Annotated in this window: 24 protein-coding genes; 13 read left to right on the forward strand and 11 right to left on the reverse strand. The window is 59.6% G+C overall.

The genetic code is table 11. The features are described 5' to 3' along the window. From ACIOZM_RS01575 to gloB, 7 genes are all read right to left on the reverse strand, one after another. Positions 1 to 1,340: ABC transporter ATP-binding protein (locus tag ACIOZM_RS01575; protein ID WP_401208706.1), on the reverse strand; the 1,340-nt coding region annotated here is incomplete at its 3' end. A gap of 1 nt (position 1,341) precedes the next feature. Next, on the reverse strand, positions 1,342 to 2,361 hold the full coding sequence (locus ACIOZM_RS01580) for an ABC transporter permease (protein ID WP_401208709.1): 1,020 nt from the start codon (positions 2,359 to 2,361) through the stop codon (positions 1,342 to 1,344). A gap of 1 nt (position 2,362) precedes the next feature. Further along, positions 2,363 to 3,436, reverse strand: a complete 1,074-nt coding sequence (locus ACIOZM_RS01585) for a microcin C ABC transporter permease YejB (protein ID WP_401208711.1) — start codon at positions 3,434 to 3,436, stop codon at positions 2,363 to 2,365. Between the two features lie 4 nt (positions 3,437 to 3,440). After that, a complete protein-coding gene (locus ACIOZM_RS01590) occupies positions 3,441 to 5,282 on the reverse strand; it encodes an extracellular solute-binding protein (RefSeq protein WP_401208713.1) in 1,842 nt (613 codons plus the stop codon). Beyond that, complete coding sequence (locus ACIOZM_RS01595; RefSeq protein WP_401208716.1) at positions 5,279 to 7,111, reverse strand: extracellular solute-binding protein; 1,833 nt, start codon at positions 7,109 to 7,111, stop codon at positions 5,279 to 5,281. Before ACIOZM_RS01595 ends, ACIOZM_RS01590 begins: the two co-directional genes overlap by 4 nt. A 275-nt stretch (positions 7,112 to 7,386) precedes the next feature. Next, positions 7,387 to 8,856, reverse strand: a complete 1,470-nt coding sequence (locus tag ACIOZM_RS01600; protein ID WP_401208719.1) for a transglycosylase SLT domain-containing protein — start codon at positions 8,854 to 8,856, stop codon at positions 7,387 to 7,389. Positions 8,857 to 8,955: 99 nt separating this feature from the next. Then, positions 8,956 to 9,723, reverse strand: a complete 768-nt coding sequence (gene gloB / locus ACIOZM_RS01605; protein WP_401208721.1) for a hydroxyacylglutathione hydrolase — start codon at positions 9,721 to 9,723, stop codon at positions 8,956 to 8,958. 69 nt (positions 9,724 to 9,792) lie between these two features. Between gloB and ACIOZM_RS01610 the strand changes: the two genes are divergently transcribed. Then, positions 9,793 to 10,551, forward strand: coding sequence for a methyltransferase domain-containing protein (locus tag ACIOZM_RS01610; protein ID WP_401208724.1), 759 nt, complete (start codon positions 9,793 to 9,795; stop codon positions 10,549 to 10,551). Between the two features lie 93 nt (positions 10,552 to 10,644). Beyond that, a complete protein-coding gene (gene rnhA / locus ACIOZM_RS01615) occupies positions 10,645 to 11,106 on the forward strand; it encodes a ribonuclease HI (protein WP_401208727.1) in 462 nt (153 codons plus the stop codon). A gap of 97 nt (positions 11,107 to 11,203) precedes the next feature. Here rnhA and ACIOZM_RS01620 read toward each other — a convergent pair whose 3' ends face one another. Further along, entirely contained in the window at positions 11,204 to 11,509 is a 306-nt protein-coding gene (locus tag ACIOZM_RS01620) for a DUF2388 domain-containing protein (RefSeq protein ID WP_401208730.1), read from the reverse strand. A gap of 188 nt (positions 11,510 to 11,697) precedes the next feature. On the opposite strand from ACIOZM_RS01620, the gene dnaQ reads away from it, so the two are divergent. The 3 genes from dnaQ (at position 11,698) to ACIOZM_RS01635 (ending at position 15,529) form a co-directional block, all read left to right on the forward strand. Beyond that, positions 11,698 to 12,456: a DNA polymerase III subunit epsilon gene (gene dnaQ / locus ACIOZM_RS01625; protein ID WP_401208733.1), complete on the forward strand. Its 759-nt coding sequence runs from the start codon at positions 11,698 to 11,700 to the stop codon at positions 12,454 to 12,456. Positions 12,457 to 12,644: 188 nt separating this feature from the next. Next, positions 12,645 to 14,900: an Orn/Lys/Arg decarboxylase N-terminal domain-containing protein gene (locus ACIOZM_RS01630; RefSeq protein ID WP_401208736.1), complete on the forward strand. Its 2,256-nt coding sequence runs from the start codon at positions 12,645 to 12,647 to the stop codon at positions 14,898 to 14,900. Between the two features lie 14 nt (positions 14,901 to 14,914). Continuing rightward, positions 14,915 to 15,529: a GNAT family N-acetyltransferase gene (locus ACIOZM_RS01635; protein ID WP_401208739.1), complete on the forward strand. Its 615-nt coding sequence runs from the start codon at positions 14,915 to 14,917 to the stop codon at positions 15,527 to 15,529. Here the strand turns inward: ACIOZM_RS01635 and ACIOZM_RS01640 are convergent. Next, positions 15,495 to 16,388 carry a LysR substrate-binding domain-containing protein gene (locus ACIOZM_RS01640; protein ID WP_401208741.1) on the reverse strand — a complete coding sequence of 298 codons (894 nt, stop codon included), beginning with the start codon at positions 16,386 to 16,388 and terminating at the stop codon, positions 15,495 to 15,497. The genes ACIOZM_RS01635 and ACIOZM_RS01640 overlap by 35 nt on opposite strands. 85 nt (positions 16,389 to 16,473) lie before the next feature. Next, positions 16,474 to 16,710, reverse strand: coding sequence for a hypothetical protein (locus ACIOZM_RS01645; RefSeq protein WP_401208743.1), 237 nt, complete (start codon positions 16,708 to 16,710; stop codon positions 16,474 to 16,476). A gap of 183 nt (positions 16,711 to 16,893) precedes the next feature. On the opposite strand from ACIOZM_RS01645, the gene ACIOZM_RS01650 reads away from it, so the two are divergent. Next, positions 16,894 to 17,451, forward strand: a complete 558-nt coding sequence (locus ACIOZM_RS01650; protein ID WP_401208746.1) for an NADPH-dependent FMN reductase — start codon at positions 16,894 to 16,896, stop codon at positions 17,449 to 17,451. A gap of 180 nt (positions 17,452 to 17,631) precedes the next feature. After that, entirely contained in the window at positions 17,632 to 18,915 is a 1,284-nt protein-coding gene (locus ACIOZM_RS01655; RefSeq protein ID WP_401208749.1) for an arsenic transporter, read from the forward strand. A gap of 110 nt (positions 18,916 to 19,025) precedes the next feature. Here ACIOZM_RS01655 and ACIOZM_RS01660 read toward each other — a convergent pair whose 3' ends face one another. Beyond that, the gene (locus tag ACIOZM_RS01660; RefSeq protein ID WP_401208752.1) at positions 19,026 to 19,976 is read right to left on the reverse strand and encodes a DUF1853 family protein; all 951 of its coding nucleotides are present in this window, start codon (positions 19,974 to 19,976) and stop codon (positions 19,026 to 19,028) included. A gap of 115 nt (positions 19,977 to 20,091) precedes the next feature. On the opposite strand from ACIOZM_RS01660, the gene ACIOZM_RS01665 reads away from it, so the two are divergent. From ACIOZM_RS01665 to pepN, 6 genes are read left to right on the forward strand one after another with little or no spacing between them, the layout of a single operon-like run. Continuing rightward, positions 20,092 to 20,982, forward strand: a complete 891-nt coding sequence (locus ACIOZM_RS01665; protein WP_003224174.1) for an NAD(+) kinase — start codon at positions 20,092 to 20,094, stop codon at positions 20,980 to 20,982. Then, positions 20,982 to 21,953 carry a metallophosphoesterase gene (locus ACIOZM_RS01670; RefSeq protein ID WP_401208755.1) on the forward strand — a complete coding sequence of 324 codons (972 nt, stop codon included), beginning with the start codon at positions 20,982 to 20,984 and terminating at the stop codon, positions 21,951 to 21,953. The genes ACIOZM_RS01665 and ACIOZM_RS01670 overlap by 1 nt, the downstream gene beginning before the upstream one ends. Beyond that, complete coding sequence (locus ACIOZM_RS01675) at positions 21,950 to 22,819, forward strand: rhomboid family intramembrane serine protease (RefSeq protein ID WP_401208758.1); 870 nt, start codon at positions 21,950 to 21,952, stop codon at positions 22,817 to 22,819. Before ACIOZM_RS01670 ends, ACIOZM_RS01675 begins: the two co-directional genes overlap by 4 nt. A gap of 33 nt (positions 22,820 to 22,852) precedes the next feature. Beyond that, complete coding sequence (locus ACIOZM_RS01680; RefSeq protein WP_401208761.1) at positions 22,853 to 23,113, forward strand: YeaC family protein; 261 nt, start codon at positions 22,853 to 22,855, stop codon at positions 23,111 to 23,113. After that, positions 23,110 to 23,940, forward strand: coding sequence for a DUF2797 domain-containing protein (locus ACIOZM_RS01685; protein ID WP_401208764.1), 831 nt, complete (start codon positions 23,110 to 23,112; stop codon positions 23,938 to 23,940). Before ACIOZM_RS01680 ends, ACIOZM_RS01685 begins: the two co-directional genes overlap by 4 nt. Before the next feature lie 10 nt (positions 23,941 to 23,950). Continuing rightward, the gene (gene pepN / locus ACIOZM_RS01690) at positions 23,951 to 26,608 is read left to right on the forward strand and encodes an aminopeptidase N (protein WP_401208767.1); all 2,658 of its coding nucleotides are present in this window, start codon (positions 23,951 to 23,953) and stop codon (positions 26,606 to 26,608) included. The last annotated feature ends 142 nt before the right edge of the window (positions 26,609 to 26,750 follow it).

Here is a 26,750-nt window from a genome sequence, read left to right on the forward strand (position 1 = left end):
AGGATCAGCGCCGGTTTGAGCACCAAAGCCCGGGCAATGGCGATTCGCTGCCGTTGCCCACCGGAAAATTCGTGGGGGTAGCGGTGCCGGGTTTCCGGGTCCAGACCTACCTCCTTCAATGCTGCAATAATCGCCGCTTCCTGTTCGGTCGCGGTGCCCATCTTGTGAATCCGCAGGCCTTCGCCAACGATGTCGCTGACGCACATCCGTGGGCTCAGGCTGCCAAACGGGTCCTGAAACACCACCTGCATCTCCCGACGCAACGGGCGAACTTCGTTCTGCGTCAGGCAGTCTAGCTGCTTGCCTTCAAAACGGATCGCGCCTTTGCTGCCGATCAGCCGCAAAATTGCCAGACCCAGCGTGGATTTGCCGGAACCGCTTTCCCCCACGATCCCCAGAGTCTGACCCTGAGGCAGGCTGAAATTGATGCCGTCCACTGCCTTGACGTGATCCACCGTGCGTTTGAGCAGGCCTTTCTTGATCGGGAACCAGACTTTCAAGTCCTCGACCTCAAGCAACGGCGGCCCGATTTTATTGGTCGCCGGGCCTCCGCTGGGCTCCGCGCCGAGCAATTCCCGAGTGTACGGATGCTGCGGCGAACGGAACAGCTCTTCGCACGATGCCTGTTCGACGATGCAACCGCGCTGCATGACACATACGCGGTGCGCAATTCTTCGCACAAGGTTCAAATCGTGACTGATCAGTAACAACGACATGCCCAACCGGGCCTGCAATTCCTTGAGCAGATCGAGAATTTTCAGCTGAACGGTCACGTCCAGCGCAGTGGTCGGTTCGTCAGCGATCAGCAGTTCCGGCTCGTTGGCCAGGGCCATGGCGATCATCACCCGCTGGCGCTGGCCACCGGACAATTCGTGGGGCAGGGCCTTGAGACGCTTGTGCGGCTCGGGGATGCCGACCATCTCCAGGAGTTCCAGCGTGCGCTTGGTCGCGACTTTGCCGGTCAGGCCCTTGTGAATGCCCAGCACCTCGTTGATCTGCTTCTCGATCGAGTGCAGCGGGTTGAGCGAGGTCATCGGCTCTTGAAAGATCATCGCGATGCGGTTGCCACGGATGTGGCGAATGGTTTTCTCGCTGAGCCCCAGCAGGTTTTGCCCGGAATACATGATGTTGCCGGCCGGATGGCGGGCCAGCGGGTAGGGCAGCAAGCGCAGGATCGAGTGCGCCGTCACCGATTTGCCTGAGCCGCTTTCGCCGACCAGCGCCAGCGTCTCGCCGCGCTTGATGTCGAAGCTCACGCCTTCAACGACCCGGTGCAGACGCTCGCCGAAACCGAATTCGACGGCGAGGTCGCGCACTTCGATCAGATTGTCCTGATTCATTTCACTTCCTCGGGTCGAAGGCATCGCGAGCGGACTCGCCGATAAACACCAGCAAACTCAACATCAGCGCCAACACGGCGAAGGCACTCATGCCCAGCCACGGCGCTTGCAGGTTGGATTTGCCCTGCGCCACCAGTTCACCCAGCGACGGACTGCCGGCCGGCAAGCCGAAACCGAGGAAGTCCAAAGCGGTGAGGGTGCCGATAGCGCCAGTGAGGATGAACGGCATGAAGGTCATGGTCGAAACCATGGCGTTGGGCAGGATATGGCGGAACATGATCGCGCCATTCTGCATGCCCAGCGCCCGCGCCGCGCGCACGTATTCAAGGTTGCGCCCACGGAGGAACTCGGCGCGCACCACGTCGACCAGACTCATCCACGAGAACAGCAGCATGATCCCCAGCAGCCACCAGAAATTCGGCTGGACGAAACTGGCGAGGATGATCAGCAGGTACAACACCGGCAAGCCTGACCAGATCTCCAGAAAGCGCTGGCCGGCCAGATCGACCCAACCGCCATAGAAACCCTGAAGGGCGCCGGCGATCACGCCGATGATCGAGCTGGCCACGGTCAGTGTCAGCGCAAATAGCACCGAAATGCGGAAACCGTAAATCACCCGCGCCAGCACATCACGGCCCTGATCGTCGGTGCCCAGCAGATTGTCCGCCGAGGGCGGGGCCGGGGCCGGGACTTTCAGGTCGTAGTTGATGCTTTGATAGCTGTAGGGAATCGGCGCCCAGAGCACCCACGCGTCCTTGGCTTCCAGCAGTTTGCGGATGTACGGACTCTTGTAGTTGGCCTCCAGCGGGAATTCACCGCCGAAGGTGGTTTCCGGGTAGCGCTTGATTGCCGGGAAATACCAACTGTTGTCGTAATGCACCACCAGCGGTTTGTCGTTGGCGATCAGTTCGGCGCCGAGGCTCAGGCCGAACAGGATCAGAAACAGCCACAGCGACCACCAGCCGCGCTTGTTGGCCTTGAACAGTTCGAAACGTCGTCGATTGAGCGGGGACAGGTTCATCTCAATGCTCCCGGCTTTCGAAGTCGATACGCGGATCGACCAGGGTGTAGGTGAGGTCGCCGATCAGTTTCACCACCAGCCCCAGCAGGGTGAAGATGAACAGGGTGCCGAACACCACCGGGTAATCGCGGTTGATCGCCGCTTCGAAACTCATCAGGCCGAGACCGTCGAGGGAGAAAATCACTTCGACCAGCAGCGAGCCGGTAAAGAAAATCCCGATGAACGCCGATGGGAAACCGGCAATCACCAACAGCATCGCGTTACGGAACACATGGCCGTAAAGCACACGATGCCGAGTCAGGCCCTTGGCCTTGGCGGTGACCACGTACTGCTTGTTTATCTCGTCGAGGAAGCTGTTTTTGGTCAGCAGGGTCATGGTCGCGAAGTTGCCGATCACCAGCGCGGTCACCGGCAGCGCCAGGTGCCAGAAGTAGTCGAGGATCTTGCCACCGAAACTCAGCTCATCGAAGTTGTTCGAGGTCAGCCCGCGCAACGGAAACCAGTCCAGATAACTGCCGCCGGCGAACACCACGATCAACAGAATCGCAAACAGAAACGCGGGGATCGCATAACCGACGATGATCGCCGAGCTGGTCCATACATCGAAATGGCTGCCATGCCGCGTAGCCTTGGCGATCCCCAGCGGGATCGACACCAGGTACATGATCAGCGTGCTCCACAGCCCGAGCGAGATCGACACCGGCATCTTTTCCTTGATCAGATCGATGACCTTGGCGTCGCGGAAGAAGCTGTCGCCGAAGTCCAGCGTGGCGTAGTTCTTGACCATGATCCACAGACGTTCCGGGGCCGACTTGTCGAACCCGTACATGTGCTCGATTTCCTTGATCAGCGCCGGGTCCAGACCTTGCGCACCGCGATAGGCGGAACCGGCCACCGACACTTCGGCACCGCCGCCGGCAATGCGGCTGGTGGCGCCTTCGAAGCCTTCAAGCTTGGCGATCATCTGCTCCACCGGCCCGCCGGGCGCGGCCTGAATGATCACGAAGTTGATCAGCAAAATGCCGAACAGGGTCGGGATGATCAGCAACAGTCGCCGAAAAATGTACGCCAGCATCTGATTACTCCGTTCCCGCAGGGTCGGCTTGCAGTTTGGTTTCGACTTCTATCGCCGGCTTCGCATCTGGCTTGATCCACCAGGTGTTAATGCCGATGTCGTACTTGGGGGAGACTTTCGGGTGGCCGATGTGGTTCCAGTAAGCCACGCGCCAGGTCTTGATGTGCCAGTTGGGGATCACGTAATAACCCCATTGCAGCACGCGGTCGAGTGCGCGCGCATGGGCCACCAGACTCTTGCGCGAATCGGCGTTGATCAGGTTCTCGACCAGTTGATCGACGATCGGATCTTTCAGGCCCATGGAGTTGCGGCTGCTGGCCTTGTCGGCGGCAGCACTCATCCAGAACTCACGTTGCTCGTTACCCGGCGAGTTGGACTGCGGGAAGCTGCCGACGATCATGTCGAAGTCCCGCGAACGCACGCGGTTGATGTACTGCGAAACGTCTACGCGACGAATCACCAGATCGATGCCGAGGTCAGCCAGATTGCGCTTGAACGGCAGCAGTACGCGTTCGAATTCGGTCTGCGCGAGCAGAAATTCAATGACCACCGGTTTGCCGGTGGTATCGACCATTTTGTCATCGACGATCTTCCAGCCGGCCTCTTGCAGCAGTTGATAAGCCTCGCGCTGCTGGGTGCGGATCATGCCGCTGGCGTCGGTCTTCTGATTGTCGAACGCTTCGCTGAAAACCTGCGCCGGCAGTTTGCTGCGGAACGGGTCGAGGATCGCCAGTTGATCGGCGTCAGGCAGGCCGGTGGCGGCCATTTCCGAGTTCTCGAAATAGCTGCGGGTGCGCACGTAAGCGCCGTTGAACAGTTGCTTGTTGGTCCATTCGAAATCGAACAGCAGGCCGAGTGCCTGACGCACCCGCACGTCCTGGAACACCGGGCGGCGCAGATTGAAGACGAAGCCCTGCATGCCGGTCGGGTTGCTGTTGGGGATCAATTCCTTGATCAGTCGACCTTCGGTGACCGCCGGAACGTTGTAGGCGTTGGCCCAGTTCTTCGCGGTCATTTCCAGCCAGTAATCGAACTGCCCGGCCTTCAGCGCTTCGAGGGCGACGGTGTTGTCACGGTAGTAGTCGGTGGTCATCACGTCGAAGTTGTTGAAACCACGGTTGACCGGCAGGTCTTTGCCCCAGTAATCCTTGACGCGCTCGTAGCGCACCGAACGCCCGGCCTTCACCTGAGTGACCTTGTAGGGGCCGCTGCCCAGCGGGATTTCCAGGTTGCCTTTGGTGAAGTCGCGGTCAGCCCACCAGTGTTTCGGCAGCACCGGCAACTGGCCGAGGATCAGCGGCAGCTCGCGATTGTTGTTGTGTTTGAACTTGAACAGCACGGTGAGCGGGTCTTCGGCGATGGCTTCGTCGACGTCGCTGTAGTAGCCGCGATACAGCGGCGAGCCTTCCTTGGTCAGGGTCTGGAAGCTGAACACCACGTCTTCGGCGCGCACCGGGTGACCGTCATTGAAACGTGCTTCGGGACGCAGATAGAAACGCACCCACGAGTTGTCCGGGGCTTTTTCGATTTTGCCGGCAATCAGGCCATATTCGGTGAAGGGTTCATCGAGGCCGTGTTTGGTCAGGGTGTCGTAGATCTGCCCGACGTCGTCCGCCGGCACGCCTTTGCTGATGAACGGGTTGAGGCTGTCGAAGCCGCCGAACCCGGCCTGACGGAACACTCCGCCCTTCGGTGCATCAGGGTTCACATAATCGAAATACTTGAAATTGGCCGGGTACTTCGGCGGCTCGTTGTACAGGGTCACGGCGTGTTGCGGGGCGGCAAAGGCCAGCCCGGCGAACATCAGACCGCTGGCCTGCACGAGCAGGGCGCGGATGGCTTTCATTGACCTTTCTCCGAAGATTTCAGCCACCACGCGCTCAGGCCCAGGGTGTAGGGCGGCGTGCTGACGAAGGCGAACCGGTTGCGGTAAGCCAGACGGTGATAATTGAGGTACCAGTTGGGAATGCTGTAGTGCTGCCACAGCAACACCCGGTCCAGCGCTTTGCCGGCGGCGACTTGTTCATCGCGGTTTTTCGCGGCGAGCAGTTGTTCGAGCAGGTGATCGACCACCGGATTGGCGATGCCCGCGTAATTCTTGCTGCCCTTGACCCCGACCTGACTGGAGTGGAAGTACTGCCATTGTTCCAGTCCGGGGCTGAGGCTCTGGTTGAGCGTCATCAGGATCATGTCGAAATCGAACTGATCCAGACGTTGTTTGTACTGGGCGCGATCGACCGTGCGCAGCCGCGCGTCGATGCCGATGCTGTTAAGGCTTTCGATGTAGGGCTGGAGGATGCGTTCCAGATTCGGATTGACCAGCAGCAGCTCGAAGCTCAGTGGCTGGCCTGCGGCGTTTTGCAGGCGCTGGCCGTTGAGCTTCCAGCCTGCCTCTGCGAGCAATGCCAGCGCCTTGCGCATGGTTTCCCGGGGGATGCCGCGACCGTCGGTCTGCGGCAAGGTGAACGGCTCGGTGAACAGTCTGGCCGGGAGTTGATCCTTGTACGGTTTGAGCATCAGCCATTCATGCCCGACCGGCAGGCCGCTGGCGGAGAATTCGCTGTTGGGGTAGTAACTGGTCGTGCGCTTATAGGCGTCGCTGAACAGCGCGCGGTTGGTCCACTCGAAGTCGAACATCAGGCCCATGGCTTCGCGCACTTTCACGTCGGCAAACGCCGGGCGCCGGGTGTTCATGAACAACCCTTGGCTCTGGGTCGGGATCTGGTGCTGGATCTGCGCCTTGATCACGTCGCCACGGCGCACTGCCGGAAAGTTGTAGCCGTTGGCCCAGTTCTTCGCCTGATGCTCAATGTAGATATCGAATTCGCCGGCCTTGAACGCTTCGAAAGCCACGTCGCTGTCGCGGTAGAACTCGACTTCCATGCGATCGAAATTGTATTTGCCGCGATTGACTGGCAGGTCCTTGCCCCAGTAATCCTTGTCGCGTTCGAAGATCAACTGGCGTCCCGGCGTAACCGAGGTGATGCGGTACGGCCCACTGCCCAGCGGCGGCTCGAAGGTGGTCGCCTTGAAGTCGCGACCTTTCCAGTAATGCTGCGGCAGCACCGGCAACTCACCCAGGCGCAGGATCAGCAACGGATTGCCGGAGCGCTTCAGCACGAAACGGATGCGCTGCGGGTTGAGGATGTCGACCCGCGACACTTCCTGAAGGGCGGTGCGGTACAGCGGATGGCCTTCCTTGAGCAGCAAACGATAGGAGAACGCCACGTCATAGGCGGTGATCGGCGTGCCGTCATGGAAGCGTGCCTGCGGACGCAGATTGAATACCACCCAACTGCGATCTTCGCTGTATTCCACCGACTGCGCGATCAGGCCATAACTGGACGCGGGCTCATCACCGGACGGCGAATACTGGCCGGTGCCGACCATTAGCGGCTCGTTCAGCTCGTTGATGCCGTATTGCAGGAAGTTCGGCGTGGTAACCGGGCTGGTGCCCTTGAAAGTGTACGGATTGAGCGTATCGAAGGTGCCAAACGCCATCACCCGCAACGTACCGCCCTTGGGCGCTTGCGGGTTGACCCAGTCGAAGTGGGTAAAACTGGCCGGGTACTTGAGCGTGCCGAACTGCGCATAACCGTGGCTTTCGGTGATCGTCGCGCTTGCGGGTGAGCTCAAGGCCAGGCTGATCAGGAACAGGAGGAGGGGACGCTTCAAGTCAGATCCGATCCAGGCGGCTTGGGCTTTGTGGGCCGTACAGTAACAGCTTGTCTGGACAGGAAAAAGACAGCGGGTTAATGCGGGGTTAATCAGCGCGCAATGCTTGCCTGCTTTGCTCCGTGGCGAGGGGATTTATCCCCGATGGACTGCGCAGCGGTCCCCTTGGTTTTGAAGAACATAAAGGGACGCTTCGCGTCCCAACGGGGATAAATCCCCTCGCCACAGGAATTAGCCAGCCGAAAAAAAGCCCCTGAAATTCAGGGGCTCTTTCATCAATGCGGCTGATAAACCGTGAGCATCTGCCCAGGCTTCAGCGCTTTGCCGGTGCCCGGGTTCCAGCGCTTGAGATGTTGCATCTCGACGTTGAAACGTTTGGCAACCATGTACAGCGAATCGCCTTGCTTGACCTTGTACTGGGTCTGCTGCTTCTTGCTTTCGACCTTGCCGCCAGCCTTGCTGTTGGACGCAACCACGGTGTTGATCCGACCGTTGGATTTGCTTGCAGGGCTGCGTTTGGTGGTGTCGCGCATCACCAGGGTCTGACCGACCTTGAGGTTTTTGCCGGTCATCTTGTTCCAGCGCTGCAGATCCTTCACTTCGACCTTGTTGGCCTTGGCGATGGAGCCGAGGTTGTCACCGCGTTTTACACGGTAAGCGCGCTTGAGCTGCGCCACTTCGCTTGGGTCAGCACCTTCGAACACTGGTTTCAGCGAGCGTGGGCTGATCAGCTCATCAGGACGCATGGTCTGCAGGCTGGCGGTCAGCAATTGCGCCTTGGACGTCGGCACCAGCAGATGCTGAGGGCCGTCGATGGTGGTGCGTTGCTTGAAGGCCGGGTTGAGCTGGAACAGCTCGTCTTCGTCGATGTTGGCCACCGCAGCAACCTTCGACAGGTCCATGCGCTGGTTGATCTCGACAACCTGGAAATACGGTTCGTTGGCAATCGGGTTGAGGTTGACGCCGTAAGCTTCAGGCGACAACACCACTTGCGACAGGGCCAGCAGCTTCGGCACGTAGGCCTGGGTTTCCGCCGGCAATGGCAGGTTCCAGTAATCCGTTGGCAAACCGAGTTTTTCGTTACGTTCGATGGCGCGGCTGACGGTGCCTTCACCGGCGTTATACGCCGCCAGGGCCAGCAGCCAGTCGCCGTTGAACATGTCGTGCAGGCGGGTCAGGTAGTCCATCGCGGCGGTGGTCGAGGCGGTGATATCGCGACGGCCATCATAGAAACGGGTCTGACGCAGGTTGAAGTAACGCCCGGTGGAAGGAATGAATTGCCACAGACCCACTGCGTCGGCCCGGGAATAGGCCATTGGGTTGTAGGCGCTTTCAATCACTGGCAGCAGCGCCAGTTCCAGCGGCATGTTGCGTTCTTCAAGACGCTCGACGATGTAATGGATATAGAGGCTGCCACGTTCGCCGGCATTCTCGAGAAAGGATGGATTGCTGGCGAACCACAGGCGCTGTTGCTCGATGCGCGGGTTGACGCCCAGGCCGTCCTGAAGCTGGAAGCCCTGACGCATGCGTTCCCAGACATCCTGAGGTGCCTGCGGGCTCGCTTTTTCAGTCAGCCAGATCGGTTTCTGCTTGGCTCGCGCAGCGATGTTCGGCGTATGGCTCGCCTCAGGCTGTGGAGCATGGCTGGAACAGCCCGCCAGCGTGGCGGACACAGCCACCGCGATGGCTTGAGCCAGGCGGGTCAACGTGTCTGAATTGACGGACTTACGTATGGATGACGACATTGGCTGGAAGTAAGTTCCGGGCAAAAATGTCGGGCGATTCTAGAAAGCGCACCCCCATAGGTCAACCTTTCAGAATTTTTGTACCAAGCGGTGCTCGTCTTAGAACTTATCTTTCCATGCCCGCAGAGCCGCAAAAACCTCGCTCGGCGCCCGGTTTTGAGCGCCATTCCGTTCGTCCACTTTTTGTGTAACTAATGTTTCACCGGTACGTAAAAAGGGATTTGTGAGCTTTTCCAGGGCTAGGGTCGAGGGCAGCGTCATGACGCCTTTTTCCCGTTGCTGGGTGGCTTTTTCCAGACGGGCGGCAATGTCGGCGTTACCCGGTTCTACCGCGACGGCGAATTTCAGGTTGCTCAACGTGTATTCATGCGTGCAGTAGACCAGCGTATCCTCGGGTAAAGCGGCGAGGCGGCTGAGCGATTCGTGCATCTGTTGCGGCGTGCCTTCGAACAGTCGGCCACAACCGGCGGCAAACAGGGTGTCGCCACAAAACAGCAAGCCGTGATGGTAGTAGGCGATGTGGCCCAAGGTGTGGCCGGGCACGGCATAGACGTCGAAGTCCCAGCCGAGCACGTTGACCTTGTCGTTGTCCTTGAGCGCCACGTCGCGGCCCGGGATGTTTTCGCTGGCCGGGCCATAGACCTTGGCCCCAATCAGGCTTTTCAGCGTTTCAACGCCGCCGACATGGTCATGATGGTGGTGGGTGATCAGGATATCGCTCAGCGTCCACTCGGGATGCGCATCGAGCCAGGCCTGCACGGGCGCGGCATCGCCCGGATCGACTACGGCGCAGCGTTGAGTGCGGTGATCCTGTAACAACCAGATGTAGTTGTCGGTGAACGCGGGCAGGGCACTGATCTGTATCATCTTCGGATTCGCCAAGCGGAAAACATTGGCGCATCTTAGAGGTTCCTGAGGCTTTGGAGAATGCATGCGATGACTGATAAAGCGTTCGCTCAGGCCGACCCCGACTGGCTGGCGTTGATCAGCGCTGCCCGGGAATGGCTGTCCGGGCCCATCGGGCAATTTTTGCTGGACGAAGAACGGCGCATGCTCGAAGACGAGTTGGGCCGGTTCTTTGGCGGCTATCTGGTGCATTACGGCCCGTCGGCCCAGACCCCGCCGTCAGCGCCGCAGGTGCAGCGTAATGTGCGCCTCGGTGCACCATTGCCGGGTGTCGAGATCGTCTGTGAAGAACAGGCCTGGCCGTTGAGCGAGCATGCCGCCGATGTGGTGGTGTTGCAGCATGGTCTGGATTTCTGCCTGTCGCCCCATGGCTTGCTGCGTGAAGCAGCGAGCAGTGTGCGGCCGGGCGGGCATCTGCTGATCGTCGGCATCAATCCGTGGAGCACTTGGGGTTTACGTCATGTATTCACCCATGACGCCATGCGTCAGGCCCGTTGTATCTCGCCGTCACGAGTCGCCGACTGGCTCAATCTGCTGGGCTTCGCGCTGGAGAAACGCCGCTTCGGATGCTATCGTCCGCCGCTCGCGTCGCCCAAGTGGCAGGCCCGTCTGGCCGGCTGGGAACGCAAGGCCGGTGACTGGCAGCTGTCGGGCGGAGGCTTCTATTTATTGGTGGCGCGCAAGATTGTGGTTGGGCTGCGTCCCGTGCGTCAGGAGCGCCGCGAGCCAATGGGCAAGCTGATTCCGCTGCCGATGGCCAAGGTCAACCGACGCCGCATCGAACCGTAAACCTTCTTTTTCTGTGTGGCCGGGCGTGTCCCGGCCCGGGCCATCGTCGATCCGTGATCGGCGGGGCCGTGCATTTTTTCTGGATTGACTGGCATGACTGATAGCGTCGATAGCGTAGAACTGTTCACTGACGGCGCCTGCAAAGGCAATCCCGGCCCGGGCGGCTGGGGCGCGTTGCTGGTGTGCAAGGGCACCGAAAAGGAATTGTGGGGCGGCGAAGCCAATACCACCAACAACCGCATGGAACTGCTCGGCGCAATCCGTGGCCTCGAAGCCCTCAAGCGACCTTGCGAAGTGCTGCTGGTGACTGACTCGCAATACGTGATGAAAGGCATCAACGAGTGGATGGTCAACTGGAAGAAGCGCGGCTGGAAGACTGCCGCGAAAGAGCCGGTGAAAAACGCTGATCTGTGGAAAGAGCTGGACGAACAGGTCAACCGCCACAAGGTCACTTGGAAATGGGTGCGTGGGCACATTGGACATCATGGTAACGAGCGGGCTGACCAGCTCGCCAACCGTGGCGTAGACGAAATCCGTGGCTACAAGCAGGACTGATGCTTGTGTAGGAGCTGCGGCACGCTGCGATCTTTTGATCTTTTAAAAACCAAAATCAAAAGATCGCAGCGTGCCGCAGCTCCTACAGGGATTGGGTTTACAGGGTCAGGATGGCTTCAGCCAATTGCTGATCGCTGAAAGCAGAGTCCTTCAATACCTCGCGAATCCGCACCAGCGCCGCCTCCATCCGCACCCCGCGAATTTCCCCGTGACTGGCCACAAACGCCGCCGCATCATCCTTCGCGGCCAGCACGATCTTGTCGTCCTTGAATGAACCACTGGTGCCTTTGCTGGAACTGAGCGTCAGGCTCATGGTGATGTCGGTACTCATGACAAAACTGGTGGCGCCGGCTTCGGTGGTCAGCAAGCAGGCGCCAATCAATAAAACGTGTGCAGTCTTCATGACGCGTTTTTATCCGTGGGAAACAAGCCGCGCACGCTAACAAGTGGCTTCCCGCCAGACTTTATGAAGATTGCTAATGATTGTTAAAAACTGCATGAGCGCCGATCAAGCGCCGATGGGCGACTCGCGCCATGAGCGTGTTAATATCGCCGCTTTTGCACGATTGACCCGTTGAGAGCTGAGCACTGATGGCCACCAGATCCGTTGTACTCGATACCGAAACCACCGGCATGCCGGTGACCGACGGCCACCGGATTGTCGAAATCGGTTGTGTCGAGCTGATCGGTCGGCGCCTGACGGGCCGGCATTTTCACGTTTACCTGCAACCGGATCGCGAGAGTGATGAAGGCGCCATCGGCGTCCACGGCATCACCAACGAATTCCTGGTCGGCAAGCCGCGTTTCAATGAAGTCGCCGACGAGTTCTTTGAGTTCATCAAAGGCGCGCAGCTGATCATCCATAACGCGGCGTTCGACGTTGGCTTCATCAACAACGAATTCGCCTTGATAGGCCAGCGTGATCGCGCCGACATCACGCAGCATTGCTCGATCCTCGACACCCTGATGATGGCCCGGGAACGTCACCCGGGCCAGCGCAACAGCCTCGATGCGTTGTGCAAACGTTATGGCGTCGACAACTCCGGCCGTGAACTGCACGGCGCATTGCTCGACTCGGAGATTCTCGCCGACGTCTACCTGACCATGACCGGTGGCCAGACCAGTCTGTCGCTGGCCGGTAACGCTTCCGACGGTAATGGCTCGGGTGATGGCTCAGACAACTCGGCCACGGAAATCCGTCGTCTGCCGGCTGATCGGGTGCCGGCGCGGATTATTCGGGCGACCGAGGAAGAGCTGGCAGCGCATCAGGTGCGTCTGGAAATCATCGCCAAGTCGGCCGGCGCCCCAGCGTTGTGGACGCAGTTGCTCGAAGCCGAAGCTCAGGCGTAACACCTTAAAAGATCGCAGCCTTCGGCAGCTCCTACAGGGGATCGCATTCCAATGTAGGAGCTGCCGAAGGCTGCGATCTTTTGCTTTTGGAACTACTGACAAGTGGCCACCCTCGCCACATCCGCTGCAACCCTCTACCCTGAGTTGATTGGCGGACCGAAATCCGCCGCCTCAGGACACTGAGCCCCATGTACAAAGATTTGAAGTTTCCGGTGTTGATCGTCCATCGCGACATCAAGGCCGACACGGTCGCCGGTGATCGTATCCGTGGCATCGCACGAGAGTTGGAGCAGGAAGGTTTCAGTATCGTTTCGGCCACTGACTACACCGAAGGGCGACTGGTGGCTTCAACCCATCATGGCTTGGCGTGCATGCTGATTGCCGCCGAGGACGCCAGCACCAACTCGCATCTGTTGCAGAACATGGCCGAACTGATCGGCCTGGCGCGGGTGCGGGCGCCGGATTTACCGATCTTTGCCTTGGGCGAGCAGGTCACGCTGGAAAATGCTCCGGCCGATGCCATGGCCGAACTCAATCAGTTGCGCGGAATTCTTTATCTGTTCGAAGACACCGTGCCGTTCCTGGCGCGACAAGTCGCACGGGCGGCGCGCAAGTATCTCGATGGTCTTCTGCCACCGTTTTTCAAGGCGCTGGTGCAGCACACGGCCGATTCCAACTATTCGTGGCACACGCCGGGTCATGGCGGCGGCGTGGCGTATCACAAGAGTCCGGTGGGGCAGGCGTTTCACCAGTTTTTCGGTGAAAACACCCTGCGTTCGGACTTGTCGGTGTCGGTGCCGGAACTCGGTTCACTGCTCGATCACACCGGCCCGCTCGCCGAAGCCGAAGAGCGTGCTGCGCGCAATTTCGGCGCCGATCACACCTTTTTCGTGATCAATGGCACCTCGACCGCCAACAAGATCGTCTGGCACTCGATGGTCGGTCGCGATGATCTGGTGCTGGTTGATCGCAACTGCCACAAGTCGGTACTGCACGCGATCATCATGACCGGTGCGATCCCGCTGTATCTGTGTCCCGAACGCAACGAACTGGGGATTATCGGCCCGATCCCGCTGAGCGAGTTCAGTCGCGAATCGATCAAGGCCAAGATCGACACCAGTCCGCTGACCAAGGGTCGCGAGCCGAAGGTCAAACTGGCGGTGATCACCAACTCGACCTACGACGGCCTGTGCTACAACGCCGAGCTGATCAAGCAGAGCCTCGGCAACAGCGTCGAAGTCCTGCATTTCGACGAAGCGTGGTACGCCTACGCGGCGTTTCACGAGTTCTTCGCCGGGCGCTACGGCATGGCCACCTCGCGCAGTGCCGACAGCCCGTTGGTGTTCACCACCCATTCCACTCATAAACTGCTCGCGGCGTTCAGTCAGGCGTCGATGATTCATGTACAGGACGGCGGCGCACGGCAACTGGATCGGGATCGCTTCAATGAAGCGTTCATGATGCATATCTCGACCTCGCCGCAGTACAGCATCATCGCGTCGCTGGACGTGGCGTCGGCGATGATGGAAGGCCCGGCCGGTCGTTCGCTGTTGCAGGAAACCTTCGATGAGGCGCTGAGCTTTCGCCGCGCGCTGGCCAATCTGCGCCAGCACATTGCCGCTGACGACTGGTGGTTTTCGATCTGGCAGCCACCGGGCGTCGAGGGCATCGATCGGGTGCAGACCGAAGACTGGCTGCTGCAACCTGATGCCGACTGGCATGGTTTCGGTGAAGTCAGCGACGACTACGTGCTGCTCGATCCGATCAAGGTCACGCTGGTGATGCCGGGGCTGAATGCTGGTGGTGCGTTGAGCGAGAAGGGCATTCCAGCGGCGGTGGTCAGCAAGTTTCTCTGGGAGCGCGGTCTGGTCGTCGAGAAGACGGGCCTGTATTCGTTTCTGGTGCTGTTTTCGATGGGCATCACCAAGGGCAAGTGGAGCACGTTGCTCACGGAGCTGTTGGAGTTCAAACGCAGTTACGACGCCAACGTCAGTCTCGTGACCTGCCTGCCATGTGTCGCGCAGCAGGACGCGTCGCGCTATCGCGGTATGGGCCTGCGTGACCTGTGCGATCAACTGCACGCCTGCTACCGCAGCAACGCCACCGCCAAACACCTCAAGCGCATGTACACCGTGCTTCCGGAAATCGCCATGAAACCTGCGCACGCATACGATCATCTGGTGCGTTGCGAAGTCGAGGCGGTGCCGATTGATGAGCTTGAGGGACGTATTGCGGCGGTGATGCTGGTGCCGTATCCACCGGGGATTCCATTGATCATGCCCGGTGAGCGCTTCACTGAATCAACCCGCTCGATTATCGATTATTTGAAATTCGCCCGTACGTTCGATAGCAGCTTTCCCGGTTTTGTCGCCGATGTGCACGGACTACAGCACGAAGATGAAGGCAATGGACGGCAATACACCGTTGATTGTGTCAAGGAATGAGGACTTTCCCGAGTATGCAACCGGTCATGAATCCAAAACACCCAGGGCTGTCGGTGCGGGTCGCCGATGAAGGTTTTGCGCCTTATATCTGGGGTAGCGATTTCAGTTTTGAGGTCGCCGCGTATGGCACGGCGCACATTGGTCAGCCGGTCGAGCAATGGCCGGTGACGCCCATCGTGCCGTATCGCAAGTGCTACGGTATCGACCCCGAGGAGTTCAGCAGCTTTCGCGATGCGGCTGACAGCGCGATCTTTATGGCCTACCTCGACGACGAGCCAGTCGGTCATCTGGTGATCAGCACCAACTGGAACGGCTTCGCCCATATCGATGAGCTGGCGGTACACGCACCGGCGCGGCGCCACGGCGTGGCCAAGGCGTTGCTGGATGTCGCGCAGTTCTGGAGTCGCAAGAAAAAACTGCCGGGGATCATGCTCGAAACCCAGAACAACAACCTCGGCGCCTGTCGGCTGTATGAGCGTTGTGGTTATCTGATTGGCGGCATCGACCATCTGCGCTATCGCGGGATTGATCCGAACACCGCCGAAGTGGCGTTGTTTTGGTATCGGCTGTTCGATAATCCGCTGGAAAACCCGGTCAACTCGCCAGCATCGCCTCGGCTTGTTCCGTGATGATGCCCAGCAGGGTCTGAATCGCCGCTGACGGCGTTGCGTGCCTGAAGGTCAGCGCATACAGGCTGATCGGCACGGCGGGCGACAGCGGACACACATCAAGCCCTGCAGCGCGGGCGCCGAGGGCGGTGAACGGGTCGACGATGGCCAGGCCTTCACCGGCCTCGACCATGCTGCGCATCATCTGGTGGGTTTGCACCCGGGTCTGGATGCTCGGGGCCGGGCGCAACGCTTGCAGTTTGTTTTCCAGCACCGGGCTCAATGGGTCCTGGCCTTCGAGGCCGACCATTGCCTGACCGGCCAGATCCGCCACGGAAATGTACTTTTGCTTCGGTTGCAGCCAGCCGTGAGGCGCGAGCAATTGCAGCTTGCCGTGGGCCAGCGGCTGGCAGTGAATGTCGGGATGTTCGGGATCGTGCAGGCTCAGGCCCAGATCGCTTTCGCGCAGCAGCAGGCTACGGACGATGTCGCAAGTAGCGGCGCTGAGCAGACTGCAAGGCGCATCGGGCAGGCGCCGACGCAGGGCAGCAAGGCTTTGTGGCAACAGTTGTTGCGCCAGCGGCGGGGTGCCGATGATGCGCAGGGGCGGGGCGAGGTATTGTTTGAGGCTGCTGGCCAGACGCTGTACGGGTTCCAGCGCTTCATAGACATGAGCGATTTCGACTTGCAGCGCCCGTGCTTCAGGCGTCGATTGCAGACGCCCGCGCACGCTGGCGAACAGCATGAAACCCAACTGACTCTCGGCTTCACGCAAACGCTCTTCGACGTCGGCCACCGGTAACTGCAACCATTCGGCTGCGGTGCCCAGGTGACCGGTCTGCAAGAGCGCCTGAATCACTTCGATATGACGTAAACGCATGCGTGAAGTCCATGTTCAGCAGGTGGGGTCAGTGGCTGAATCCTACCCCAAGTCTGCGCATATGACTTCTGCTCATAACGCTCGGTTATGAAGCAATCATTGGCTCGGGTTCGCGAGTCAGGGTGATGCCCGATTGAACCAGCATGAATTCGGTGTCGCTGACCTTGTTGATGCGATCGCCAATGGCCAGTTTGTAGGTGGTGACAGGCTCCGAGCCAGTAGAACCGTCTGCCGACGGGGTGGATTCCTGGAATTCATGCACGGAATAAACGCGGCCTTCCGCATCTCTTGCATGGAACTGACCGACGAGTACTGCTGCCATCTGCTTAGAACCTCTGGAGATAAAACGCTTGATTTGCGGCTTTGTAGACCGCCAGCAAGCGCCGTAAGTTTTCCTACAGGAAAAAAATAATCGAGACGCGGGAATTTCCCTCGTCCTCTGGTCGAACCGTCGCCGGATCATCTATAACTACTGGCTCTTCCCACGGACAGTCGAGAGTCTTCCATGAGCAATGTCTACAACGTCGCCGTAGTGGTCGGTAGTTTGCGCAAAGCTTCGATCAACCGCAAAGTCGCCTTGGCGCTGGCAGAGCTGGCACCAGCGAATCTCAAGTTGAAGATTGTCGAAATTGGCGATCTGCCACTGTACAACGAAGACATCGACGGCGATTCACCGCCCGCAGCCTACAGCACTTTCCGTCAGGAAGTTGGCTCATCCGACGCGGTGCTGTTTGTGACCCCTGAGTACAACCGCTCGGTTCCGGCGCCATTGAAGAACGCCATCGACGTCGGATCACGGCCTTATGGCAAGAGTGTGTGGGGCGGCAAGCCCGGCGCGGTGATCAGCGTTTCACCGGGCGCCATCGGTGGTTTTGGCGCGAATCAGCATTTGCGCCAGTCGTTTGTGTTTCTCAATGTGCCTTGCATGCAGCAGCCGGAGGCGTATCTGGGCGGCGCGGGCACGGCATTCGATGAATCAGGCAAGTTGAGTGAAACGGTGAAACCTTTTCTGCAAAGTTTTATCAATGCGTATGGGCAGTTTGTAGAGCAACACAAGAAATAACTTCACTTGCTAAACCCTGTGGCGAGGGGATTTATCCCCGTTCGGCTGCGCAGCAGTCGTCAAATCTGTGATCTAGGTATGACTATCGATCGCAGGGGGTCGCTTCGCAACCCAACGGGGATAAATCCCCTCGCCACAAGTAGGCTGCACTTCCAGAAATATTGAACAAGGCTGTTGCGAATGCTGGCTGCTTCACTGATTTTTCTGCTGACCATCACCTTGGTGATCTGGCAACCCAAAGGCCTCGGGGTCGGTTGGAGTGCGGTATTCGGCGCGGTACTGGCGCTGATTTTTGGCGTTGTTCACCTCAGTGATATTCCGCTGGTGTGGCAGATCATCTGGAACGCCACCGGCACTTTTGTTGCGTTGATCATCATCAGCCTGTTGCTCGACGAGGCCGGGTTTTTCGCCTGGGCAGCCTTGCATGTGGCGCGTTGGGGGCGGGGCAGCGGACGTCGGCTGTTCGCTTTCATGGTGTTGCTCGGCGCACTGGTGTCGGCGCTGTTCGCCAATGACGGCGCGGCGCTGATTCTCACGCCCATCGTCATCTCGATGTTGCTGGCGTTGCGCTTTTCGAAGACCGCGACACTGGCGTTCGTCATGGGCGCGGGGTTTATCGCCGACACCGCGAGCCTGCCGCTGGTGGTGTCGAATCTGGTCAATATTGTCTCGGCAGACTTCTTTCATATCGGCTTCAACCGCTACGCGGCGGTGATGGTGCCGGTCAATTTCGTCAGCGTTGCGGCGACACTGGCGGTGTTGATGTGGTTTTTTCGTCGCGACATTCCCAAGACGTACGATCCGGAACAGCTAGAGCCGCCAGCATCGGCGATCCACGACAAAGCCACGTTCTACGCCGGTTGGGTGGTGCTGCTGATTTTGCTCGCTGGATGTTTTGCGCTGGAACCGCTGGGCATTCCGATCAGCGCGATTTCCGCCGTGTGCGCAGCGCTGCTGCTGGGCATCGCCGCCCGTGGGCACAAGATATCCACGCGCAAGGTGCTCAAGGAGGCACCGTGGCAGATCGTGATTTTCTCGCTGGGCATGTACCTCGTGGTCTATGGCCTGCGCAACGCCGGGTTGACCGGGTATCTCGCCGGCTGGCTCGACGTGTTCGCCGGGTACGGCGTGTGGGGCGCGGCGCTGGGCACCGGGCTGCTGACGGCGCTGTTGTCGTCGATCATGAACAACTTGCCCACGGTGTTGATCGGGTTGCTGTCGATTGATGCCAGTCAGGCGAGCGGGGTGGTCAAGGAGGCGATGATCTACGCCAACGTGATCGGCAGCGACCTGGGGCCGAAGATCACGCCGATTGGCAGTCTGGCGACGTTGTTGTGGCTGCATGTGCTGGAGCGCAAGGGAATTCGGATTGGTTGGGGGTATTACTTCAAAGTGGGGATTGTGCTGACTGTACCGGTTTTGCTGGTGACCTTGGCGGCTTTGGCTTTGCGGTTATCCCTTTAGCTGTGTCGGCCCCAATCGCTAGCAGGCTAGCTCCCACAGGTTATGCGTGCACCGTGAAACCTGTGGGAGCTAGCCTGCTAGCGATTGGGCCGGTCCTGACAAAGCACAACTCAGGCTTGGCCGGGGACATTCGGCCAAAGATCGGATACCAGAAACAGCCGCTCAGCCTCTTCCCAATCCCCTCGGGCATTCTCGATCAAGCGCACCAGCAATTGCGCCGGGGCCAAGGGTTGCAGATCGTCCAGCCACATCTGCAAATGTTCCTCGCTCCAGACCTGATCCACCGGGTAATGCGCCGGCGCCAGCCACGCATGACGGGGCAGGGGCTGCCAGCGTCCGGCCGGTCGCTGCGCAACGAACGCCTGCCAGTCCTTCTGATGCAACCAACTGCCGCGCAAATGCTGCGGGTGTGCGCCGTTCGGCGATTCAGACTGCCCCGGCCACGGATACAACAGATAACCACCAAGCCACAAATGCGCATTGAACGCCCCGACATCCAGCGCCGCCAGCGCTTCGCGGCTTTCCGGGCGGGCGGAGATCGGCAGTTGATGCTCGCTCAAATGCGCCAGTTTGCGATCCAGTCGATCATGGCAACCCGGCCCCAACCACTGCGACGAATCACTGCCGTCACCGTCCTGCGGCCCGAGGTAGAGCTTGATCGCCAGTTCCAGGTGATGCACGCCATCGCGGTCACGCAGCAGCATGTCCAGTTCACCGAGGGTGTGGCCTTCGCGGCGGATCGGCAGGTTGGCGGCGATCAACTGGATGCCCGGCGCATGTTGCACGGCGAACTGCCACAGCCGCTCGTAATACAGGCCAAGGCGCCGGGTGCGTGCCTGCGACAGCCAATGCAGTAAGCCATAGCTGTCGCGGTCGAGTTGGCGCAGCCAGTTTTCCAGCTGCTCGGGATTGCCGACCCAGTCACTGCCGGCCAGCGGATGGCGCTGCGGCCACGGGGTTGTGGCCAACATTGGCGGGGCGAGGATCACCCACGCCAGATCGCGCACTTCCGGATGGCGTAATTGGTGGGGCAACTGGAGCAAATCGGGAAATAGGATCATCTTGCGAGCATAGCCTTAAACCCGGGCACACCCTTGAGGCTGAAAGGATTTTGTCTATCTGGCGCTTTCGCCCATAATCGGGTTTTTCGCGTTTTCGATTGTCCGCAGAGGTCCCATGGAGCAATTTCGTAATATCGGCATCATCGGTCGCCTGGGCAGTTCGCAGGTGCTGGATACCGTCCGCCGACTGAAACGGTTTCTGCTCGATCGTCACCTGCATGTGATCCTCGAAGACACCATCGCCGAAGTCCTGCCCGGCCACGGCTTGCAGACCTCGTCGCGCAAGATGCTTGGCGAAGTCTGCGACATGGTCATCGTCGTCGGCGGTGACGGCAGCCTGCTCGGCGCCGCCCGTGCGCTGGCAAAACACAATATTCCGGTGCTCGGCATCAACCGTGGCAGCCTCGGGTTCCTCACTGACATTCGCCCGGATGAGCTGGAAGTCGAAGTCGCCAAGGTACTCGACGGCCATTATCTGGTGGAAAACCGCTTCCTGCTGCAAGCCGAAGTCCGTCGGCATGCCGAGGCCATTGGCCAGGGCGACGCGCTGAATGACGTGGTTTTGCACCCCGGCAAATCGACGCGGATGATCGAATTCGAGCTGTACATCGATGGCCAGTTTGTTTGCAGCCAGAAGGCCGACGGCCTGATCGTCGCCACGCCGACCGGTTCCACCGCGTATGCGTTGTCTGCCGGTGGACCGATCATGCATCCCAAGCTCGACGCCATTGTGATCGTGCCGATGTATCCCCATATGTTGTCCAGCAGACCAATCGTGGTCGATGGCAACAGCGAGCTGAAAATCGTCGTGTCGAAGAATATGCAGATCTACCCGCAGGTCTCCTGCGACGGGCAGAACCATTTCACCTGCGCGCCGGGTGACACCATCACCGTCAGCAAGAAAGCGCAGAAGCTGCGGCTGATTCATCCGCTCGACCACAACTACTACGAAGTCTGCCGCACCAAGCTCGGCTGGGGCAGCAAGTTGGGTGGTGGAGGCGACTGATGCTCGATCCTGCGCGCAGTTATGACCTGATCGGTGATGTGCACGGATGCGCACTCACGCTGGAACACTTGCTTGACCGTCTCGGTTATCACAAGCAGGGCGGCGTCTGGCGGCATCCTTCGCGCATGGCCGTGTTCGTCGGCGACATCATTGACCGTGGCCCGCGAATTCGCGAGGCGCTGCACATCGTCCACGACATGGTCGAGGCCGGTCAGGCGTTGTGCATCATGGGCAATCACGAATTCAACGCACTGGGCTGGGGCACGCCGGCGCCACCGGGCAGCGGCAAGCAGTTCGTGCGCGAACACACGCCGCGCCACGCGCGTCTGCTGCAGGAAACCCTGACCCAGTTCGAAGGCCATCCCGCCGACTGGCACGATTTCCAGCGCTGGTTCTATGACCTGCCGCTGTTTGTCGATGCCGGACGTTTCCGCGTGGTGCATGCCTGCTGGGATGCCGGCCTGATCGAACCGTTGCGGGCGCTGTTCCCCAATGGCTGCATCGACGAGCATTTCCTCCAGGCCTCGGCTGTCCCCGAGAGTTTCGCCAGCACGGTGTTCGATCGCCTGCTGCGCGGCACCGACATGCGCCTGCCGGACGGTCTGACCATGACCAGCGGCGACGGTCTGGTGCGTTCGTTCTTCCGTACCAAATTCTGGGAAGACGATCCGAAAACCTACGGCGACATCGTCTTCCAGCCCGATGCACTGCCGGAGCCGGTGGCGCAGACGCCGCTGACTTCCACTGAAAAAAATACTTTGCTGCGCTACGGCGTTGATGAACCGTTGCTGTTCGTCGGCCACTACTGGCGCAGCGGCAAACCGGCGCCGATCCGCCCGAACCTCGCGTGTCTGGATTACAGCGCGGTGCTCTACGGCAAATTGGTCGCCTATCGTCTGGATCAGGAAACCCGCCTCGATCCGCATAAATTTGTCTGGGTCGATGTTGAACGGCCAGAGGTTCTGCAATGAGTTCCGTCGTGGTACTGCGGCTGCCGTTGGCGGCCGATCTGAGTGGTTTCGTCAAACTGCTGCAACGCATGCAAGTGCCGCATCGCGTCAGTGAAGAGGCCGGCGAGCAAGTGCTGTGGGCGCCGTCGGAGATCAGCGAAGACGTGCGCTCGCTCTACGAGCGCTTTCCGGCGGGCGATCCCGAGCAGCAACTGGATATTCCAGTGGCGCCAACCTTTCAGCGCCCGGGTTTTGTCGAACAACTGAAATACGCCAAGGCCACCGGGTTCATTCTGCTGCTGAGCCTGTTGGTCGGCGGGCTGACGTTCCTCGGCGACAACCTCGACACCATGCGCTGGCTGACCTTTCTCGACTTCCGCGTAGTCGGTGAGTACATCCACTTTGTGCCGCTGGCCGACAGTCTGGCGGCGGGGCAGTGGTGGCGGTTGTTCACGCCGATGCTGATCCACTTCGGCATCCTGCACCTGGCCATGAACGGCATGTGGTACTGGGAACTGGGGCGGCGCATCGAGTCGCGTCAGGGCAGCGTCAATCTGATCGGACTGACGCTGTTGTTCAGCCTGGTGTCGAACTACGCGCAGTATTATTTCAGCGGCGCGACGCTGTTTGGCGGCTTGTCCGGCGTGCTTTACGGCTTGCTCGGGCATTGCTGGATCTTCCAGTTGCTGGCGCCGAACCCGGACTATCGCCTGCCGCGTGGCGTGCTGGTGATGATGCTGGTCTGGTTATTGCTGTGCCTGTCCGGCCTGGTGTCGATGATCGGCTTCGGCGAAATCGCCAACGCCGCCCACGTCGGCGGGTTACTCATCGGATGCTTCACCGGTTTGTTGGGTGGTTTGTATAACCGCCGTAAACTCGCCGTTTAAATTTTTGTGTGAATAAAGAGCGCGGAGACCCTGATGTCCTCTTTTAACGAAATGATCAAGAACATCACCCCGGATATCTACGAGAGCCTGAAACTGGCCGTGGAAATCGGTAAATGGTCGGACGGTGGCAAGCTCACCGCCGAACAACGCGAGCTGTCGCTGCAAGCGATGATCGCCTGGGAGATCCAGAATCTGCCCGAAGAAGAGCGCACCGGTTACATGGGGCCTCAAGAATGTGCGTCGAAGTCGATCGAAGTGCCGAACATCCTGTTCAAGTCGGATGCCATCCATTGATCGAGATTGGCCGCGGTGCAATCAGCAAAATGTCGGCGCGCCTGGACGGGCCGAACGTGCAATACGCGTTTCGTCTGGATGACGTCGAGGTGCCGGTCAATCCGTTGATCGGCACCACGCTGCGTCTGGAATATCTGGGGGCGATTCACTGCACCCATTGCGGGCGCAAGACCAAAACAAGTTTCAGTCAGGGTTATTGCTACCCGTGCATGACCAAACTGGCGCAGTGCGACCTCTGCATCATGAGCCCGGAGCGTTGCCATTTCGATGCCGGCACCTGCCGTGACCCGGTGTGGGGCGAGCAGTTCTGCATGACCGATCATGTGGTCTATCTGGCCAATTCGTCAGGGGTCAAGGTCGGCATCACTCGTGCCACGCAATTGCCGACACGCTGGCTCGATCAGGGCGCAAGTCAGGCGCTGCCGATCATGCGCGTATCGACGCGCCAGCAGTCAGGCTTCGTCGAAGACCTGTTCCGCAGTCAGGTGGCGGACAAGACCAACTGGCGCGCGCTGCTCAAGGGCGACGCGGTGTCTGTGGATCTGGCGCAAGTACGCGATCAGTTGTTCGACAGTTGCGGCGAAGGCCTGCAAACCCTGCAACAGCGATTCGGCCTACAGGCAATTCAGAAAATTACCGATGTAGAACCGCTGGAGATCCGATATCCAGTCGAGCAATACCCGGCCAAAATCGTCAGCTTCAACCTGGACAAGAACCCGATTGCCGAAGGCACGCTGCTGGGGATCAAAGGTCAGTACCTGATCTTCGACACCGGCGTGATCAACATTCGTAAGTACACGGCTTATCAGCTCGCCGTGCATCAATAAGGACTCCAGCATGCGCACCGAACAACCGAAGATGATTTACCTGAAGGACTATCAGGCGCCCGAGTACCTGATCGACGAAACACACCTGACCTTCGAGTTGTTCGAGGACCACAGCTTGGTTCACGCGCAACTGGTGATGCGCCGCAACCCGGCGCGTGGCCCGGGCCTGCCGCCGCTGGTGCTTGATGGCCAGCAGCTGGAATTGTTGTCGGTGACCCTGGCTGACCAGGAACTGAGCGCCGACGACTATCAAATCACCGAGAACCACCTGACGCTGCAACCGACCGCTGAAACCTTCACGGTCGATACCAGCGTCAAGATCCACCCGGAAACCAACACCGCGCTGGAGGGCTTGTACAAGTCCGGCACGATGTTCTGCACCCAGTGCGAGGCTGAAGGTTTCCGCAAGATCACCTATTACCTCGACCGCCCGGACGTGATGAGCAAGTTCACCACCACCGTGGTCGCCGAGCAGCACAGCTATCCGGTGCTGCTGTCCAACGGCAACCCGATTGCCTCGGGTCCTGGCGAAGATGGCCGGCACTGGGCTACCTGGGAAGATCCGTTCATGAAACCGGCGTATCTGTTCGCGCTGGTGGCCGGTGATCTGTGGTGCGTCGAAGATACCTTCACCACCATGACCGAGCGCACCGTGGCGCTGCGCATCTATGTCGAGCCGGAAAACATCGACAAGTGCCAGCACGCGATGAACAGCCTGAAGAAGTCCATGCGTTGGGACGAAGAGGTTTACGGTCGCGAGTACGATCTGGACATCTTCATGATCGTCGCCGTGAACGACTTCAACATGGGTGCGATGGAGAACAAGGGCCTCAACATCTTCAACTCCAGCGCCGTGCTGGCCCGCGCCGAAACCGCCACCGATGCTGCACACCAGCGCGTCGAGGCGATCGTCGCCCATGAATACTTCCACAACTGGTCGGGCAACCGCGTGACCTGCCGCGACTGGTTCCAGTTGTCGCTCAAGGAAGGCTTCACCGTGTTCCGCGACTCGGGCTTCTCCGCCGACATGAACTCGGCCACGGTCAAGCGCATTCAGGACGTTGCCTATCTGCGAACCCACCAGTTCGCCGAAGATGCCGGCCCGATGGCTCACGCCGTGCGCCCGGACAGCTTCATCGAGATTTCCAACTTCTACACCCTGACCGTGTACGAAAAGGGCTCGGAAGTGGTCGGCATGATCCACACCTTGCTCGGCGCCGAAGGTTTCCGTAAGGGCAGCGATCTGTACTTCGACCGCCACGACGGCCAGGCAGTGACCTGCGACGATTTCATCAAGGCCATGGAAGATGCCAATGGCGTTGACCTGACCCAGTTCAAGCGCTGGTACAGCCAGGCCGGTACGCCGCGTCTGGCGGTGAGCGAGTCCTACGACGCCGCGGCGAAAACCTACAGCCTGACGTTCCGCCAAAGCTGCCCGGAAACCCCGGACAAGGTTGAAAAACTGCCGTTCGTGATCCCGGTCGAACTGGGCCTGCTGGACAGTAAAGGCAACGAGATTGCCCTGCGTCTGGCTGGTGAGGCGTCCGCCCAAGGCATGACGCGAGTGATTTCGGTCACCGAAGCCGAGCAGACTTTCACCTTCGTCGACATTGCCGAACAACCGCTGCCATCGCTGCTGCGCGGCTTCTCGGCGCCGGTGAAACTGAGCTTCCCGTACAACCGCGATCAGTTGATGTTCCTGATGCAGCACGACAGCGACGGTTTCAACCGCTGGGATGCCGGTCAGCAACTGTCGGTGCAGGTGCTGCAAGAGCTGGTTGCCCAGCAGCAGAAGGGTGAGGCGCTGGTGCTCGATCCACGTCTGGTTTCGGCATTGCGTACCGTGCTGACCGATGAAACGCTGGATCAGGCAATGGTCGCGGAAATGCTCTCGCTGCCAAGCGAAGCGTACCTGACCGAAATCAGCGAAGTGGCTAACGTTGAAGCGATCCACATCGCCCGCGAGTTTGCTCGCAAGCAACTGGCGGATAACCTGTTCGAAGCGCTGTGGCTGCGTTATCAGGCCAACCGTGACCTGTCGAAGAAAACCCCGTACGTGGCCGAGGCCGAGCATTTCGCCCGTCGTGCGCTGCAAAACATCGCGCTGTCGTACCTGATGCTCAGCGGCAAGCCGGAAGTCCTCGCGGCCACGCTTGAACAGTTCGAAAACAGCGACAACATGACCGAGCGCCTGACCGCGCTGGCGGTATTGGTCAATTCGCCGTTCGAAGAACAGAAGGCACTGGCGCTGGCGAGTTTTGCCGAGCACTTCAAGGACAATCCGCTGGTCATGGATCAGTGGTTCAGCGTGCAGGCCGGCAGCACGTTGCCGGGCGGGCTGGAGCGTACCAAGGCGCTGATGCAGCACCCGGCGTTCAACATCAAGAACCCGAACAAGGTGCGGGCACTGGTCGGCGCGTTTGCCGGGCAGAACCTGATCAACTTCCACGCGGCTGATGGTTCCGGGTATCGCTTCCTGGCGGATCTGGTGATCGAGTTGAATGGCTTCAACCCGCAGATCGCTTCGCGTCAATTGGCGCCACTGACTCGCTGGCGCAAATACGACAGCGCACGTCAGGCGCTGATGAAGGCGGAGCTGGAGCGGATTCTCGCTTCGGGTCAGCTGTCGAGTGACGTGTACGAAGTGGTCAGCAAAAGCCTGGCATAAATCCTGTAGGAGCTGCGGCACGCTGCGATATTTTTTTTTTTTTTTTTATATAAAAAAAAAGCAGCGTTGCGCCGGGACGAAAGTTTTTTTTGGTTTAATAATGTGGTAAACGTCCAGGGTGATTTATTTATTGCACGCGGGG

Source organism: Pseudomonas sp. NPDC087346 (assembly GCF_044744235.1).
In the GTDB taxonomy this organism is placed as follows: Bacteria; Pseudomonadota; Gammaproteobacteria; order Pseudomonadales; family Pseudomonadaceae; genus Aquipseudomonas.